General features: G+C 40.0%; 13 protein-coding genes. All 13 read left to right on the top strand.

Going from position 1 to position 16,216, the window contains the following annotated elements; genetic code table 11:
- Nucleotides 1–76: 76 nt before the first annotated feature.
- The 13 genes from ACIQCE_RS01305 to ACIQCE_RS01245 all read left to right on the top strand — a co-directional run bounded on the left by ACIQCE_RS01305 (nt 77) and on the right by ACIQCE_RS01245 (nt 16,185).
- On the top strand, nt 77–553 hold the full coding sequence (locus tag ACIQCE_RS01305) for a MarR family winged helix-turn-helix transcriptional regulator (RefSeq protein ID WP_400493280.1): 477 nt from the start codon (nt 77–79) through the stop codon (nt 551–553).
- Complete coding sequence (locus tag ACIQCE_RS01300) at nt 531–3,650, top strand: MMPL family transporter (RefSeq protein ID WP_400493279.1); 3,120 nt, start codon at nt 531–533, stop codon at nt 3,648–3,650. Before ACIQCE_RS01305 ends, ACIQCE_RS01300 begins: the two co-directional genes overlap by 23 nt.
- A 30-nt stretch (nt 3,651–3,680) precedes the next feature.
- Complete coding sequence (gene ymfI, locus ACIQCE_RS01295) at nt 3,681–4,409, top strand: elongation factor P 5-aminopentanone reductase (protein ID WP_400493278.1); 729 nt, start codon at nt 3,681–3,683, stop codon at nt 4,407–4,409.
- Nucleotides 4,410–4,482: 73 nt separating this feature from the next.
- A complete protein-coding gene (locus tag ACIQCE_RS01290; protein WP_353855692.1) occupies nt 4,483–4,740 on the top strand; it encodes a DUF3243 domain-containing protein in 258 nt (85 codons plus the stop codon).
- Between the two features lie 131 nt (nt 4,741–4,871).
- Complete coding sequence (locus tag ACIQCE_RS01285) at nt 4,872–5,663, top strand: DUF3388 domain-containing protein (RefSeq protein WP_353855691.1); 792 nt, start codon at nt 4,872–4,874, stop codon at nt 5,661–5,663.
- Nucleotides 5,664–5,686: 23 nt separating this feature from the next.
- Nucleotides 5,687–6,586 (top strand): helix-turn-helix domain-containing protein, encoded by a 900-nt coding sequence (locus ACIQCE_RS01280; RefSeq protein WP_400493277.1) that lies wholly within the window; start codon nt 5,687–5,689, stop codon nt 6,584–6,586.
- A 70-nt stretch (nt 6,587–6,656) separates the two neighbouring features.
- Nucleotides 6,657–7,238 (top strand): CDP-diacylglycerol--glycerol-3-phosphate 3-phosphatidyltransferase, encoded by a 582-nt coding sequence (gene pgsA / locus ACIQCE_RS01275; protein WP_353855689.1) that lies wholly within the window; start codon nt 6,657–6,659, stop codon nt 7,236–7,238.
- A gap of 16 nt (nt 7,239–7,254) precedes the next feature.
- Complete coding sequence (locus tag ACIQCE_RS01270; protein WP_400493276.1) at nt 7,255–8,505, top strand: competence/damage-inducible protein A; 1,251 nt, start codon at nt 7,255–7,257, stop codon at nt 8,503–8,505.
- Between the two features lie 178 nt (nt 8,506–8,683).
- Entirely contained in the window at nt 8,684–9,724 is a 1,041-nt protein-coding gene (recA, locus tag ACIQCE_RS01265) for a recombinase RecA (RefSeq protein WP_353855687.1), read from the top strand.
- Nucleotides 9,725–10,030: 306 nt separating this feature from the next.
- Nucleotides 10,031–11,596, top strand: coding sequence for a ribonuclease Y (gene rny / locus ACIQCE_RS01260; protein WP_353855686.1), 1,566 nt, complete (start codon nt 10,031–10,033; stop codon nt 11,594–11,596).
- Between the two features lie 88 nt (nt 11,597–11,684).
- Complete coding sequence (locus tag ACIQCE_RS01255) at nt 11,685–12,479, top strand: TIGR00282 family metallophosphoesterase (RefSeq protein ID WP_400493275.1); 795 nt, start codon at nt 11,685–11,687, stop codon at nt 12,477–12,479.
- Nucleotides 12,480–12,681: 202 nt separating this feature from the next.
- Nucleotides 12,682–12,942, top strand: coding sequence for a stage V sporulation protein SpoVS (gene spoVS, locus ACIQCE_RS01250; protein WP_003211281.1), 261 nt, complete (start codon nt 12,682–12,684; stop codon nt 12,940–12,942).
- A 204-nt stretch (nt 12,943–13,146) separates the two neighbouring features.
- Entirely contained in the window at nt 13,147–16,185 is a 3,039-nt protein-coding gene (locus ACIQCE_RS01245) for an efflux RND transporter permease subunit (RefSeq protein WP_400493274.1), read from the top strand.
- Nucleotides 16,186–16,216 lie beyond the last annotated feature (31 nt).

The raw sequence follows: 16,216 nt of genomic DNA, 5'->3' as shown, positions 1-16,216 counted from the left end.
GATGATGATTGACAACTGTTTTACTTATTAGTTAAACTCTTTAATAGTTAAACACTTAAACTAAAAGGGGCAGCATATGGAACAACAAAAAATTGCACAGCTTATTCAAAGATATGCAGATGTATATCTCATGATGGAGAGAAAAGTATCAAGCTTGATCACCGAAAAGCTTGATAAAGAACTTACACTCGATCAGTATTTCTCGCTTCGATACATCAACTTACATCCTGGGTGCACATCAACAGAATTGGCCGCTGAATGTAATGTCAATAAAAGTGCTGTGACATCCATGACAAATCGTCTTTTTAATAAAAACTATATCATTCGTCAGCACGATCAAGTCGATAGAAGAAATGTTCATTTATATGTGACCCCAGAGGGGAAAGATGTCGTGGGACGTATGGAGAAGCAGCTTCAAGATCTTGTTCGATCTTATTTTGAAAAGTTTGAAGAAAAGGAAATAGAATTGTTTATCCATACATATGAAAAGCTTTATCAGATTATCATCGAAGAGGAGGCACAAAGCACTAATGAGAGCAATCATAAAGGGTAGATGGCTTATCACAATCCTTTGGGGCGCACTAGCGGCAGTATTATTGATCACCGCTCCTCATATGGCGCAATTAACAAAAGAAAAAGGGCAAATTTCCGTACCTGATGGTTATCCGTCCTCATATGCGAATCAATTAATAAAGAAAATGTCTGAAAACGGAGATACCGAAAAGTCACTCGTGATTGTTTTTCAAGAGAAGAATCTTGTCACAGAAAGAGAGCCTTCTTTAAAAAAGGCAATGCAGATGTTAGAAAAAGATGCAGACCTCCACGTAGAAGACATCACTTCTTATTTTGAAGCAAACAAAGATATCAAAAAGCAGCTACTCTCAAAAGATCAATCGACCTTGCTTGTTCCTGTTACATATGATTCAAACAAGATAAAGGCATCTGATTTTAAAGAGAAAGTGAATAAAAAGCTAAAGAGCCTGAATTTGAAGTATGAAATGACAGGACAGCCGTTAATTGATGATGAAGTCATCACAAGCTCTCAAGAAGGTTTGAAAAAGACTGAATTCATTACAATTGGATTTATTTTAGTCGTACTTGTGCTCGTCTTCAGATCAGCAGTAGCGCCTCTTGTTCCTTTAGTGACAGTGGCACTTTCTTATTTGGTCAGTCAATCGATTGTCGCTTACTTAGTCAAATATGCAGACTTTCCGCTCTCTACTTTTACCCAAATCTTTATGGTTGCCATCATGTTTGGGATTGGAACTGACTACTGCATCTTACTCTTAAGCCGATTTAAAGAAGAGATAGCGCATGGGAAAGACAAAATTGAGGCCATCCTTATCACGTATCAAACAGCAGGGAAGACGGTCTTGTTTAGCGGAATTGCTGTTCTTATCGGTTTTACATGTATTGGTCTAGCACAATTTCAGCTTTATAAATCAGCTGTTGCGGTCGCAGTTGGTGTCGCTGTGCTAATTGTGGCACTGCTCACCGTCGTTCCATTCTTTATGGCCGTTTTAGGAAAAGTTTTATTTTGGCCGATTAAAGGTGATATTGCCCATCCACAATCAAAAATGTGGGAAACAGCAGGTCGTTTCTCCTTCAAGAAACCACTTTTCAGCTTATTAATTGTAGGGATGATGACACTTCCTCCTATTCTCATGTATAAAGGAACACTTTCCTATAACAGCTTGGATGAAATCGGTAACAAGTATGAATCTGTCAATGCATTCAATACGATTTCTGACAAATTTGGACCAGGTGAAGCGCTCCCAGCAACTGTTGTTGTGAAATCATCTAATCTCCTTGACAATAACGAAGGGCTGATCGCTGTTGAAAAATTAAGTCGTGCCATTGAACAAACAGATGGCGTGAGTAAAGTCAGAAGTGCGACACGTCCAGTCGGTAAAGGACTGAGTGATCTGTACGTGAAGTCACAAGCCAAACAATTGAATAACGGACTTGAGTCCAGCAATGAAGGATTGAAAAAAATCAAAGACGGCCTTGCGAAGGCGAGTAAATCCATTGAAGACCAAACACCACAAATCAAATCATCAGGAAAAGGCATTAATCAATTAATTTCTGGTACAAAATCCGTGCAAACTGGCATTCAACATGTCGAAAAAACGTTAAGAAAACTAAAAGACGGAATCGACCAAAACAAACAAGGTGTAGCAACGATTAAAGAGGAAATAAAGGACGCTAAAAAAGAATTAACCGCTCAAGTTGCTCAAGTGAATCAGCAAGTCACTCTTTATAGGAGCATTTCCAAGGAATTAAAGGCGGTATTATCGCAGGTAGACACCACATCATCTGTAGCAAATGATGTGAAAGCACTGATCAGTCAAGCAAATAAACAATTCCGTACACTCGAAGAGCAAATTCCACAGGTAAAAGAAAATCAATCGTATCAAACCATCAAAGCTTCATACAAGGAACTATCTACTATCTTACAAGAAGGGTCCAAACAGGCAGACAGTTACGCAAAACAAGCAAAAGAAGCGAAAAAACAGCTTGAAACTGCTGATGCCTTTATCGCAAAAGCATCAGAGCAGCAAAAAGTCTATACGAATAAAATTGATCAGCTCATTGCAGGTTTAGACAAAATTGAAAATGGGCTTGATCAAACCGCTAAAGGACAAGAGCAGTTGGCAAACAGTTTACCACAGCTTGAAAATGGTGCAGGTAAAATCGTAGAAGGTCAAAAACAAATGAAAGAAAAGATTGCAGGTTTTGGTGAAGATCTCATCAAACTGACTGATGGTCTCAATGCAAGTGTAGAAGGACTTGAGAAGGTTTCAAGCGGTTTAATGGGTGCTGGTGACTACTTAGATGAATTGAACAATGCACCAGATCAAGACATGGCCGGCTGGTTTATTCCGAAAAAAATACTGAAAAATAAAGCATTCAAGCAAGTGTTTGATTCATACATGTCTGATGATCGAAAGATGACAAAGATTGATGTCATTTTAGAAAAAAATCCATATGGCAATGACGCCATGACGACGATTAAACAAGTAGAAGCTTCAGTAGAGCGTGTGCTCCCTGAAACAAATTTAAAAGATGCATCTTTTGGTGTTGCGGGTGTTTCAAGTATGAATGCTGATTTAAAACAGTTGTCAAATCAAGACTTTAATAAAACGGTACTTTATATGATGATCGGCATATTTCTCATATTGGTGATGCTGTTCCGTTCTCTTGTGATGCCGCTTTATTTGGTCGCATCCCTTATTTTGACTTACTTTACAGCGATAGGTGTGACCGAGTTTATTTTCACTCACTTCTTTGGATATCCGGGCATCAACTGGGCTGTTCCATTCTTCGGCTTTGTCATTCTGATGGCTCTTGGTGTTGACTATTCGATCTTCTTAATGGAGCGGTTTAACGAATACAAAACAAAAGATACACAACTGGCGATGACCGAATCCATGAAGAATATGGGTTCTGTAATCATATCAGCTGCTGTCATTTTAGCAGGTACATTTGCGGCTATGTTGCCGTCAGGTGTGTTGTCTCTTTTACAGATTGCAACACTTGTGTTAACGGGACTTTTACTGTATGCACTCATTGTGCTACCATTGTTCGTACCTGTGATGGTGCGAATGTTCGGATCAGCAAACTGGTTCCCATTTAAACGAAAAGAGTAAGGCAATTCATAAAGAAAGTAGGAACGTTCTATGAGCAGTTGGGCGCTTATAACTGGTGCCAGTGGTGGAATTGGGCAAGCGACAGCAAAAAGGCTTGCTCAAGAAGGCCACCATCTCATGTTGCATTATTATCAAAATGATCAGGCGGCCATACGTCTCGCCGCTCATCTGAAAGAGATGTACAACATTCAAACACATGTGGTTCAAGCTGATTTATCAACAACAAGCGGGGCAGATGAACTTGTCAGCTGTCTGCCGCATTCTCCTGATATTCTAATTTTCAATAGCGGCAAAAGTCATATTGGCTTAGTGACGGACACTTCAAAAGAGACACTTGCCGAAATGGTGCAGCTCCATGTAACAAGTCCTTATGAACTCACACAATTACTACTGCCAGCAATGATTCAAAAAAAAGCAGGTGTCATCATTGCGGTGAGCTCCATCTGGGGGGAAACTGGTGCATCGTGTGAAGTGCTATACAGCATGGTGAAAGGGGCGCAAAATGCCTTTATAAAAGGTTTGGCTAAAGAGCTTGCGCCAAGTGGAATTAGAGCGAATGCAGTCTCACCTGGAGCCGTTCATACAGACATGTTAAGCACTTTTTCAACAGAAGACTTAACAGTGCTCGAAGAAGAGATCCCGCTAGGCAGACTTGCAGCTCCTGAAGAAATTGCAGATGCTATTTGTTTTCTCACCTCAGAAAAGTCAAGTTATATTACAGGACAAATTTTATCAGTCAACGGCGGCTGGTACTGTTAAAAAACGTGTATAATTCATCTCTCCATGACAAAAGCTATGGCTGTAATTCATCTTTTCGAATGGAGGAATCGACATGTCTGTACTTGAGAACTGGGACCATTGGAAAAACTTTTTAGGTGACCGTTTAAACCATGCGCAGGATAAAGGTTTGTCAGATGATACAATCAATAACCTTGCGTATGAAATTGGCGGTTATCTTGCCAATGAAGTTGAGGCAAAGAACGAGCAGGAAAGAGTGCTTGCTGACCTTTGGAGCGTTGCATCAGAAGATGAGCAGCGTGCCATTGCAAACATGATGGTCAAGCTTGTTGAAAATAATAGCACGCACTAAGTCAAAAGAGGGGACGTTCGTGCCTCTCTTTTTATTTTAACCGTTTAGCAACATTGTGCTTTCTAAAAATGTGAAAATGCTTTATGATAAAGGAAGGTAAAAATTTGCCACAATGAAGGGGGTAATATCATTTGGCAAAGCTCGAATGGTATTTTGAATATGAGATACAAGTAAACCGTCCCGGTCTTTTAGGAGACATTTCTTCTTTAATGGGGATGCTTTCAATCAATATTGTGACAATAAATGGTGTTGATGTATCAAGACGCGGAATGCTTTTACGCTGTGATCATACTGACCAAATTAAGCGCCTTGAATCAATTTTAAATACAATGGAAACGATAAAAGTAACAAAATTAAGACAGCCAAAACTTCGTGACCGTTTGGCTGTTCGTCATGGAAGATACATACAGCGTGATGCTGATGATAAAAAGACGTTCCGTTTTGAAAGGGACGAGCTCGGTCTTCTGGTTGACTTCATGGCTGAGTTATTTAAAAAAGAAGGGCATAAATTGATTGGAATTCGTGGGATGCCGCGTGTTGGAAAAACAGAGTCGATTGTGGCTTCAAGTGTATGTGCGAGTAAAAGATGGCTGTTTGTGTCGTCTACCCTTTTAAAACAGACCATTCGCAGTCAGCTCATTGCAGACGAATATAGCCCAGATAACGTATTCATTATTGATGGGATTGTTTCAACAAGAAGAGGTTCAGAAAAGCATTTGCAACTATTAAGAGAAATCATGAGATTGCCGGCAACTAAAGTAGTTGAACATCCAGATATCTTTATTCAAAATTCAGAATATACAATGGATGATTTTGATTACATCATTGAACTGCGAAATAATGCAGATGAAGAAATTACATACGAGCATGCTGAAGAGCCACAAGTATTTGACCATTCTGGTTTTTCGGGCTTCGATTTTTAATATGGTAATGGTAGGTGTTTGTTTTGACTGAATTGGGAAAACGGCTCATTGAGGCCAGAGAGGAAAAAGGGATGTCGCTGGAGGATCTTCAGACGGCTACCAAAATCCAAAAGCGCTATTTACAAGCAATTGAACAAGGGAACTATGATATTATTCCAGGTAAATTTTACGTCAGAGCGTTTATTAAACAATATGCCGAAGCCGTTGGACTGAATCATGAACAATTGTTCGAAGAATTCCGTAAAGATGTGCCAAGCACATATAATGATGAAGTATCTGATAAATTATCGAATATTAAACCGCAAAGAGAGTTGCCAAAGCCTGCTTCAAAGGTGTTAGAGCTGTTGCCGACCATTTTGATTGTTGGAGGCATTCTCGTTGTCATAGCGATCATTTATGTCATCATTCAAGCGGTCAATCATGATAGCGGGCAGAAGAATCATCAGACGGATTTGCAACAATCAGAATCAAAATATGAAGTATCAGAAGATTCATCACTGGCGAAGGATCAAAAGAAAAAAGAAAAAGCATCTTCAGAGAATAAAAAAGAAACGTCCAAAAAAGACGATTCATCAAAAGACGATGAAGCTGTTTCCATCAAGGCGACAAATACAGAAGGTGCGACGACGACCTACGAAGTGTCCGGTTCAGATGAAATGGAGTTAACCATTTCTGCAACACAAACTTCATGGCTACGTGTAAGAGACCAGTCTGGAAAAGTGTTGAAGATGGGTGAACTTAAGGATGGAGATTCGTTTAAAACAGATTTATCTGAGCTATCGAAAGTAGATATTCGTCTTGGAAATGCGACTGGAATTGACATCAAGGTCAATGACGAGGCGCTCAAGTATGAATTAGATCCTAAGAACACAATGACACAAAACATTGTGATTGTGAATAAAGGAAAGGAAAAGTCATCTTAAGAAAGTAGATGACTTTTCTTTTGTTCCTACTACGATATACATAAAATGCATGATTGGAGGATTGGTTTTTATGTTTAACTTACCGAATAAAATTACACTTTCTAGGATCGCTTTGATCCCAGTTTTTATGATGATTATGCTCGCTCCTTTAGACTGGGGTGTTGCACGCTTTGGTGACGTGAGTATTGAAGTGACTCACCTTGTCGGGGCCATCTTGTTTATTGTTGCATCAACAACCGATTGGATTGATGGTTACTACGCACGCAAGCTAAATTTAGTAACGAATTTCGGTAAATTTTTAGATCCGCTTGCAGATAAATTGCTTGTTTCAGCTGCTTTAATTATACTGGTTCAATATCACCTTACGCCTGCATGGATGGCGATTGTCATCATTAGCCGTGAATTTGCTGTGACAGGTCTAAGGCTCGTATTAGCCGGAGACGGTGAAGTGGTAGCGGCCAATATGCTTGGAAAAGTGAAAACATGGGCGCAAATTATTGCGATTTCGGCACTTCTATTGCATAACCTGCCGTTTGAACTTGTATCATTCCCGTTCGGTCATCTTGCCATGTGGGTAGCAGTGTTCTTCACGGTTGTCTCAGGCTGGGATTACTTTGCGAAAAACTGGGAAGCTTTAAAGAATTCTAATTAAAAAGGACGTGTACGCTTTGAATTCAGAGAGAAAAGCAGAAATCATTGCAGTCGGTTCCGAACTTTTGCTAGGGCAAATTACGAATACGAATGCACAATATATCAGCAAACAACTAGCTGAAATTGGTGTAAATGTTTATTACCACACAGCAGTCGGTGACAACCCAGAGCGTTTAAAACAGGCCATTCGTGTGGCACAAGAAAGATCTAATTTGATTATTTTCTCAGGTGGTCTTGGACCGACAAAAGACGATTTAACAAAAGAAACAATTGCAAATATGCTCGGTAAAGAGCTTGTTTTAAATGAAGAAGCTTTTGAATCTATTCAAGACTACTTTCAAAAGACAGGACGTAACATGTCACCGAACAATCGCAAGCAGGCACTGGTTCTAGAGGGTTCTGAGGTACTTGTCAACCGGTTTGGGATGGCACCAGGTATGTTTATCCAAGAGGGAGATACTTTTTATATCCTGCTACCTGGTCCGCCTAGTGAACTGCACCCGATGTTTGAAAACGAAGCAAAGCCGCTTATTTCAGAGAAGCTTGGCTTAAAGGAAAAAATCGTGTCTGTTGTTCTGCGTTTCTTCGGAATTGGTGAATCACAGCTTGAAACAGATCTCGAAGATTTAATTGACGCTCAGACCAATCCAACAATTGCACCGCTAGCAGCCGATGGTGAAGTGACGCTGAGACTGACGGCAAAACATGAAGATGAAAAAGAAACAGAACGACTCTTAAAGGAAACAGAATCACAAATATTAGAGCGCGTAGGGGAATATTTCTACGGATATGGTGATACATCTCTTGTCCGTGAGGTATCAAAGGCTTTACATACACATGAGAAAACAGTGGCTGCAGCTGAAAGCTTCACAGGCGGAATGTTCTCTGAATGGCTCACAGATATCGAAGGAGCTTCGTCTATTTTTAATGGAAGTGTTGTTTGTTACACAAACCAAGTGAAACAGCATGTGGTAGGCTGCCGGGAGGAAACACTTTCTATCCATGGTGCTGTAAGCAAAGAGTGTGCCTTTGAACTCGCTGAGGGCGTAAGAAAGCTAACCGGAAGTGATATCGGAATTAGCTTTACTGGTGTTGCAGGGCCTGATATTCAGGAAGAACAGCCTGTAGGAAAAGTGTTTATCGGCCTTTCAACAAAAGATCAGACAGACGTCTTTGAATGGGTGTTTTCGGGCAGTCGATCAGGCATTCGGAAGCGCGCTGTGAAATATGGCTTGCACCACCTACTCACATTATTAAAAGAAAGTTAATTTCGATTTTTGCTAGGTTTACTCCTTTATAAAAGAACGTTTCTTCTAATAGAAATCAATCTTTTCTCAAATAATGTGCTAAGAAAAAAATCGAATATGTGTTCGTTTTTTTCTTGGCAAACGATGTGAAACAAGGTATAGTATAAATAGTGGAATTGATAAAGGAGGAAACAATAGAATGAGTGATCGTCAAGCAGCCTTAGATATGGCTCTTAAACAAATAGAAAAACAGTTTGGTAAAGGCTCTATTATGAAACTAGGAGAGAAAACAGATACACAAATTTCAACAGTGCCTAGTGGTTCATTAGCACTTGATACTGCGCTGGGGATAGGTGGATATCCTCGCGGTCGTATTATTGAAGTTTACGGTCCAGAGAGTTCTGGTAAAACAACAGTGGCTCTTCATGCGATTGCAGAGGTTCAGCAACAGGGAGGACAAGCCGCATTTATTGATGCAGAGCATGCACTTGATCCTGTTTATGCTCAAAAGGTAGGTGTCAATATCGATGAGCTTTTACTATCTCAGCCGGATACAGGAGAACAAGCACTTGAAATTGCAGAGGCACTTGTCCGCAGTGGTGCAGTTGATATTGTTGTCATTGACTCAGTTGCTGCTCTTGTACCAAAAGCAGAGATTGAAGGAGATATGGGTGATTCACACGTTGGTCTTCAAGCACGTTTGATGTCTCAAGCACTTCGTAAATTATCAGGTGCAATCAACAAATCGAAAACAATTGCGATCTTTATCAACCAAATTCGTGAAAAAGTAGGCGTCATGTTTGGGAACCCTGAAACAACTCCTGGCGGACGAGCATTGAAGTTTTATTCTTCTGTTCGTTTAGAAGTGCGTCGTGCTGAACAGCTGAAACAAGGCAATGACATTATGGGGAATAAAACAAGAATTAAAGTAGTGAAAAACAAAGTTGCACCACCATTTCGTGTTGCTGAAGTAGATATCATGTATGGTGAAGGGATCTCCAAAGAGGGAGAAATCATCGATCTTGGAAGCGAACTAGATATCGTACAAAAGAGCGGTGCTTGGTATTCTTACCAAGAGGAACGCCTTGGACAAGGCCGCGAAAATGCGAAACAGTTCCTGAAAGAAAACAAAGATATCCTTCTAATGATTCAAGAACAAATCAGGGAACACTACGGTTTAAATACAAACGGAGTGAAACCAATTGAAGAAGAACAAGAAGAATTGGAATTTAATGAGTAAAAAGATGCTAGACGCTGAAAAGCGTCTTTTTTTACAATAGCATGATAGTCAGTAGCATAAAAGTTCTGTCTTTGCTTGAAATAACGACTTGCACCTCAGTCTGACTAGCTTGACAAGTATTTCCGACACAATTACAATGGAAATGTATCACTTGTTTTTCTTAACATGATTGATAACTAATTTAAACTTGACAAGGGCAGTGAGAATCTCATTCCCTGTGAAGGTCCTGTATGTTGAGACACAAGACAATGTACACGCCGACACTTTATTTGTAAAACCAAGTTCATAGCAAGAGGAGGTGAAAAAATGTCGCCTACGATGATGTTTACGATCATCTCCATTTTGCTGAGCCTAATCTGTTTAGTTGTTGGCTACTTTGTTCGTAAAACCATTGCAGAAGCAAAAATATCCGGCGCAAGAAACTTGGCCGAACAAATTGTTGAGGATGCAAAGCGTGATGCGGAAGCATTGAAGAAAGAAGCGCTCTTGGAAGCGAAAGATGAAATTCATTCGTTTCGTGTAGAAGCGGAGCAAGAAGTTCGTGAAAGGCGTAATGAGCTTCAAAGACAAGAAAACCGTTTACTTCAAAAAGAGGAAAATCTTGATCGCAAAGACGAATCTTTAGATAAACGGGAGTCCCTGTTGGAGAAGAAAGATCATTCTCTGCATGAACGACAACAACATATTGAAGAGATGGAAAGCAAAGTGGATGATATGATTCGTTTGCAGAAAGCTGAGTTAGAACGTATTTCTAGTCTAACTCGAGATGAAGCGAAACAAATCATTCTGGATCAAGTTGAAAATGAGCTTTCCCACGACATTGCAGTCATGACGAAAGAATCCGAAAACCGAGCGAAAGAAGAAGCTGATAAAAAAGCGAAAAACATTCTTTCACTTGCGTTACAGCGTTGTGCGGCTGATCATGTAGCTGAAACAACGGTATCTGTCGTCAATCTTCCAAATGATGAGATGAAAGGTCGTATTATCGGACGTGAAGGACGAAATATCCGTACGTTAGAAACGTTAACAGGTATTGATCTGATCATTGATGATACACCTGAAGCTGTTATTTTATCGGGCTTTGATCCGATTAGACGTGAAACAGCAAGGATAGCTCTCGATAAGCTAGTCCAGGATGGCCGCATTCATCCTGCACGAATTGAAGAAATGGTAGAAAAATCTCGCCGCGAAGTCGATGATTATATTCGGGAAATGGGTGAACAAACGACATTTGAAGTCGGTGTTCATGGTTTGCATCCGGATCTTATCAAAATTCTCGGTCGCTTGAAATTCCGTACAAGCTATGGACAAAATGTCCTGAAGCATTCAATTGAGGTTGCACATTTAGCAGGTCTCATGGCTTCAGAGCTTGGAGAAGATGCGAAGCTTGCGAAACGAGCAGGTCTTCTGCATGACATCGGGAAAGCCATTGATCATGAAGTAGAAGGAAGCCACGTAGAAATTGGCGTTGAGCTTGCGACGAAATATAAAGAGCATCCTGTTGTCATCAACAGTATTGCCTCTCACCATGGTGACCAAGAACCGACATCGATTATCGCTGTTCTTGTTGCTGCAGCGGATGCTTTATCTGCAGCACGCCCTGGTGCAAGAAGTGAGACGCTTGAAAATTACATTCGGAGACTTGAAAAGCTAGAAGATATCTCTGAATCTTATGAAGGTGTCGAAAAATCGTTTGCGATACAGGCTGGACGTGAAGTACGTATAATGGTGAAGCCAGATTCAATTAATGATCTTGAAGCTCACCGTCTAGCAAGGGATATTCGTAAGCGAATTGAGGACGAGCTTGATTACCCTGGCCATATTAAGGTTACGGTCATTCGAGAAACTCGCGCAGTAGAGTATGCAAAATAGAGCGGTGCGCTTAGCGCCGCTTTATTTTTTTATGTAGATATGCAACACTTATAGAACGTCACTTTATCAGAGAAAGGGTTCAAAACGCATGAATATTTTATTTGTTGGAGATATAGTCGGTTCACCTGGAAGAGACATGTTAAAAGAATACTTGCCAAAGCTTAAGAGAAAATACCAGCCTCACTTTACAATTGTAAACGGAGAGAATGCTGCTCATGGAAAGGGTCTGACAGAAAAGATATATCACGAACTATTACAAGCAGGGGCTGACGTGCTTACGATGGGAAACCACACATGGGATAAAAAAGACATTTTCGACTTTATCGATGATGCAGCGAATATTGTCCGTCCAGCTAATTTCCCGGAAGGTACACCTGGAAAAGGGTTAACGTTTATTCAAAAACAAGGCAAAGAACTTGCTGTGATGAACTTGCAAGGACGCACATTTTTACCGCCAATTGATTGCCCATTTCAAAAAGTAGATGAACTTCTTGCGGAAGCTTCAAAACGGACACCTTTTATTTTTATTGATTTTCATGGTGAAGCGACTAGTGAAAAGCTAGCAATGGGCTGGTACACGGATGGTCGTGCATCTTGTGTCGTTGGAACGCATACACACGTTCAAACAGCTGATAATCGGGTGCTTCCAAAAGGAACTGCTTATATTTCAGATGTTGGCATGACGGGTCCTTATGATGGCATTTTAGGTGTAGACCGGGAAACCATCATTAAACGATTCAAAACAAGCTTGCCTGTACGATTTGAAATGGCAGAAGGCCGGACAACGTTAAGTGCTGTTATCGTAGAAATTGACGAACAGTCGAAAAAAGCTGTCAAAATTGATCGAATTTTGATAAATGATGACCATATGTTCTTTGAATAAACGTTCACTTATTTATTTCAGAAAAATATTAATCAGAAAGAAGGAATATGCGCCCTCTATCGTGAATATAGTAAAAATGGTAAGTACCCTGCTATTTTTGAAAAACATTTTGGGGATGGATTTTCAAAAAAATAGCACCATCTAACAAAGATTGTTCTAATGAACACTCACTTATCCATTGTAAATTTAAGGGGGAGCAGAAATGGAAATTTTAAAAGTTTCAGCAAAGTCAAATCCGAATTCAGTAGCAGGAGCATTAGCCGGCGTTTTACGTGAACGCGGTGCAGCAGAAATACAAGCAATAGGCGCTGGAGCTCTGAATCAGGCAGTCAAGGCTGTCGCCATTGCAAGGGGATTTGTTGCACCAAGCGGAGTGGATTTGATATGCATTCCAGCCTTTACTGACATTCTTATCGATGGAGAAGAAAGAACAGCGATCAAATTGATTGTTGAGCCACGATAATTCTAATTTTATTATTTTCAACCTGCTTACATCATGTAAGCAGGTTGTTTTTGTTTACCGCTATACATTTCTCATATAACATATTTGTTTCACAAAATGGTTCAAAAGACTACATATGAGAGCTTGCATTTTTTCACCAAGATGATAAATTAATAATGAGTTAAAAATAATTCATTAAAAATAAATATTTAAGTAGGTGAAATAATGATTGAAGCTTTTTTAAAAAGAGGAAAGCTTGTTTTTATTTTATTTTTTATCGTTCTCATTGTAGGCGGTTACTTGTTCACACAGCTTCCTAAACGAGAACTCCCTGAATTCCAAGCGAATATGGTCACCATTTCAACCGTTTTTCCTGGTGCAGATGCGAAAAAGGTGGAAACAGATGTAACTAATAAGCTTGAATCAGCTATATCTGATATCAATGGTGTGGAGAAAACGAGTTCTGTATCTGCAATTGGCTTTTCCAATATTGTGGTGAAAATTGATGATCAAGCAGATTTTCAAAAGGTTGCAAATCAAATTAAAAATGAAATCACAAATGTTTCTTTTCCTGACGGCGTCATGGAACCAGATGTGAAGGATGAATTTGGTCAGGTTCCAGTTGGTTCATATATGATTGTGGCAAGCAAAACATCCGACTTAATGAAAAGTCAGGAAGCACTGCGATCACTAAAGGAAAAAGTAGAAGACATCAAAGGTGTTGACGGTGTTGTTATCAAAGGTTTCAATGAAAAGCAAGCTATATTGAATGTAGACTCCAATAAGTTAGCAAATGAAGGTTTAAATGTTAACGATGTCATCAATGCCATCAATCAGGAATTTGTAACATCTCCTTTAGGTGACATTCGCACATCTGGAGAAAAGGTGAAGCTATCAATTGATGCCTATGATCGTTTAGATCAAGTGAAAAAGGTGAAGCTTTTCTCAAAAACGAATCGAGAGCCTGTGCCTATTAGCCAGCTTGGCACTTTAAAAGAAGTGGAGAAAGAGAAAAATGATATTGTTACTTATAATGGTAAACCAGCATATTCGTTTACTGTCAATATAAAACCAGGACTTGATATCCCTAAGATGTATGACAAAGTAAGTAATGTCATTGAAAAAGAGAAGCAGCTACCAAATGGCGTTGAGTGGGTGAACTACTATTCGCAAAAAAGCGAAGTAAATAAGATCTTTAACGATTTAATCAAAGAAGCCATCATTGCCGTCATTGCTGTTATCGTTGTGACGACACTTGGGCTGACAATTGGCGGTGCGTTTATCGTTTCTCTAGCCATCCCATTATCAATTACCATCGGAACGATTCCACTTCCATTTTTACAAGTTGACCTCAATCAAATTTCCATCATTGGCTTCATTATTGCATTAGGAATACTCGTTGATGATGCCATTGTCGTCAACGATAATATTTTGAGGCAGATGAAAAAATACGAGAGTCCGCTAAAGGGCACCATTGCGGGAGTAAAAGAGGTTGCTGGGTCCATTTTAACATCGACACTTGCCGTCGTATTTGCCTTCTTACCGCTCGTTTTCCTATCAGGTGCGAACGGTTCATTTATTCGTGCATTACCTTCCGTTCTTGTGACGACTGTGCTCGCATCTATGGTCATCTCGCTGACGCTTGTTCCAGTCTATCAATATACAGTCAACAGGAGAAGAAAGGACAAGACGATTCAAAAGGAACCAGGATTTTTAGGAAAACCACTCAAAAAACTAGCAGATTTTTATGCGGATCGCATGCTGACAAAGATCGTCAAACGGCCGCTTCTTATCGGATTAACGGGTCTATTCGTTGCGACATTTGCATTTTTACTGATATTCGTCACTCCATTTGAATTTTTCCCTGCTGCTCATAAAAAAGAAGTAGTCGTTACGGTCACACTTCCAAGTGAAACGACTTTAGAGAAAACAAATGAAACACTTGAGAAAATTGAACAAGAAATCAAACAGCAAAAAGGAATCGAAGAGACCGCAATATTTGCAGGTGGCGGACTGCCGAACTTATTTAATGAAAGCATCTCAAATGCGAGTGACCATACAGGTCAAGTTGTGGTGAGAGTAGACAATGATCAGATGACAAGTACAGCGCTGATCGACCGTATGACAGAGCCTTTACGAGAGAAATTTAAAGATGCTGAAATCTTTATGAAAACCATTGTTCAAGGACCACCAACAGGGGCGCCAGTGACCGTATCTATAGCGGGTGAGCAATTTTCAAAACTGATTGATGTGAAAGAAAAGCTGACAAAAGAAATGAAGGAAAATGGTGCTAGTCTGATCACTGACAATGTCAATCAACCAGTAAAAACCATATCATTTGAATTAAACCGTGACCGAATGGCAGAAGACGGTTTAAGCGCTCAGTTTGTGAGCAGACAGTTAGGTCTTGTGACCGAAGGAATCCCAATAGGTACCTTTAAACAAGGAACAGATGACATAGATCTATTGGTTAAACAGGAGATGAGCACCTATCAAAATGGTATGAAACTGAATGAAATGAAAGTACCTGTCAATGCAAATGGTGGCGCTGTGCCGTCTCTTGAACCACTAAGTCGTTATGTGAAAGAAAAAGAAACGGAGCAATACGAGAGCATTCCTCATGAGAATGGTATCCCAACGATTACGATAAAAGCGTACCCCGGAACGTCAGATACGTTTAAAGACGATATGAAAAATGCCGTGAGTAAAGTTGAAAAAAGTGATGCCTCACAAGGTATAACCATTTCTCAAGGAGGAGAAAACGAAGACCAGACGCAATTCTTCATTGAAATTAGCCTTTTATTTGGAGTGGTGCTACTTCTTATTTATGTGACCATTGCATTTCAATTCAATTCGCTAATACTCCCTCTTTTAGTACTAGGCACTGTTTACTTGGCCATCTCAGGTGCTATTATTGGGCTGTTTGTCACACAAACCCCATTCAGCTTTATGGCAACTATGGGTATCGTGTCATTAGCAGGCATTGTGGTGCGAAATGCTGTTGTTCTGTTCGAATTTATTGAGCAACGGCGTAAGCTTGGGCTTGATCAACATACAGCTGTAATTGAAGCAGGTAGAGCAAGAATGAGACCAATTTTGCTCACCGCATTTACAGCACTTGTAGCATTAATGCCTATAGCTTTAAGTGATGATCCACTCTTTAAGCCGCTTGCAATCTGTATTGTATCAGGCGTCTTTTTCTCTACGGTTCTCACACTGCTCATTGTACCAGCACTTTATGTCACCGTTTCAAAAAGAAGATAACAATCAGGCAAATCTCCTATCATTTGGAGAT

Origin of the sequence: Bacillus sp. NPDC093026, assembly GCF_044754665.1 — a bacterium.
GTDB lineage: Bacteria > Bacillota > Bacilli > Bacillales > Bacillaceae > Bacillus > Bacillus maqinnsis.
Note: the sequence above shows the minus strand (reverse complement) of the source record. Positions and strands in the feature narration are given on the sequence as shown.

Bases quoted from the DNA above. Each gene is read 5' to 3' on its own strand.
- ymfI (WP_400493278.1), top strand. From the start codon at position 3,681: ATGAGCAGTTGGGCGCTTATAACTGGTGCCAGTGGTGGAATTGGGCAA.
- ACIQCE_RS01300 (WP_400493279.1), top strand. From the start codon at position 531: ATGAGAGCAATCATAAAGGGTAGATGGCTTATCACAATCCTTTGGGGC.
- spoVS (WP_003211281.1), top strand. From the start codon at position 12,682: ATGGAAATTTTAAAAGTTTCAGCAAAGTCAAATCCGAATTCAGTAGCA.
- ACIQCE_RS01255 (WP_400493275.1), top strand. From the start codon at position 11,685: ATGAATATTTTATTTGTTGGAGATATAGTCGGTTCACCTGGAAGAGAC.
- pgsA (WP_353855689.1), top strand. From the start codon at position 6,657: ATGTTTAACTTACCGAATAAAATTACACTTTCTAGGATCGCTTTGATC.
- rny (WP_353855686.1), top strand. From the start codon at position 10,031: ATGTCGCCTACGATGATGTTTACGATCATCTCCATTTTGCTGAGCCTA.
- ACIQCE_RS01290 (WP_353855692.1), top strand. From the start codon at position 4,483: ATGTCTGTACTTGAGAACTGGGACCATTGGAAAAACTTTTTAGGTGAC.
- ACIQCE_RS01245 (WP_400493274.1), top strand. From the start codon at position 13,147: ATGATTGAAGCTTTTTTAAAAAGAGGAAAGCTTGTTTTTATTTTATTT.
- recA (WP_353855687.1), top strand. From the start codon at position 8,684: ATGAGTGATCGTCAAGCAGCCTTAGATATGGCTCTTAAACAAATAGAA.
- ACIQCE_RS01305 (WP_400493280.1), top strand. From the start codon at position 77: ATGGAACAACAAAAAATTGCACAGCTTATTCAAAGATATGCAGATGTA.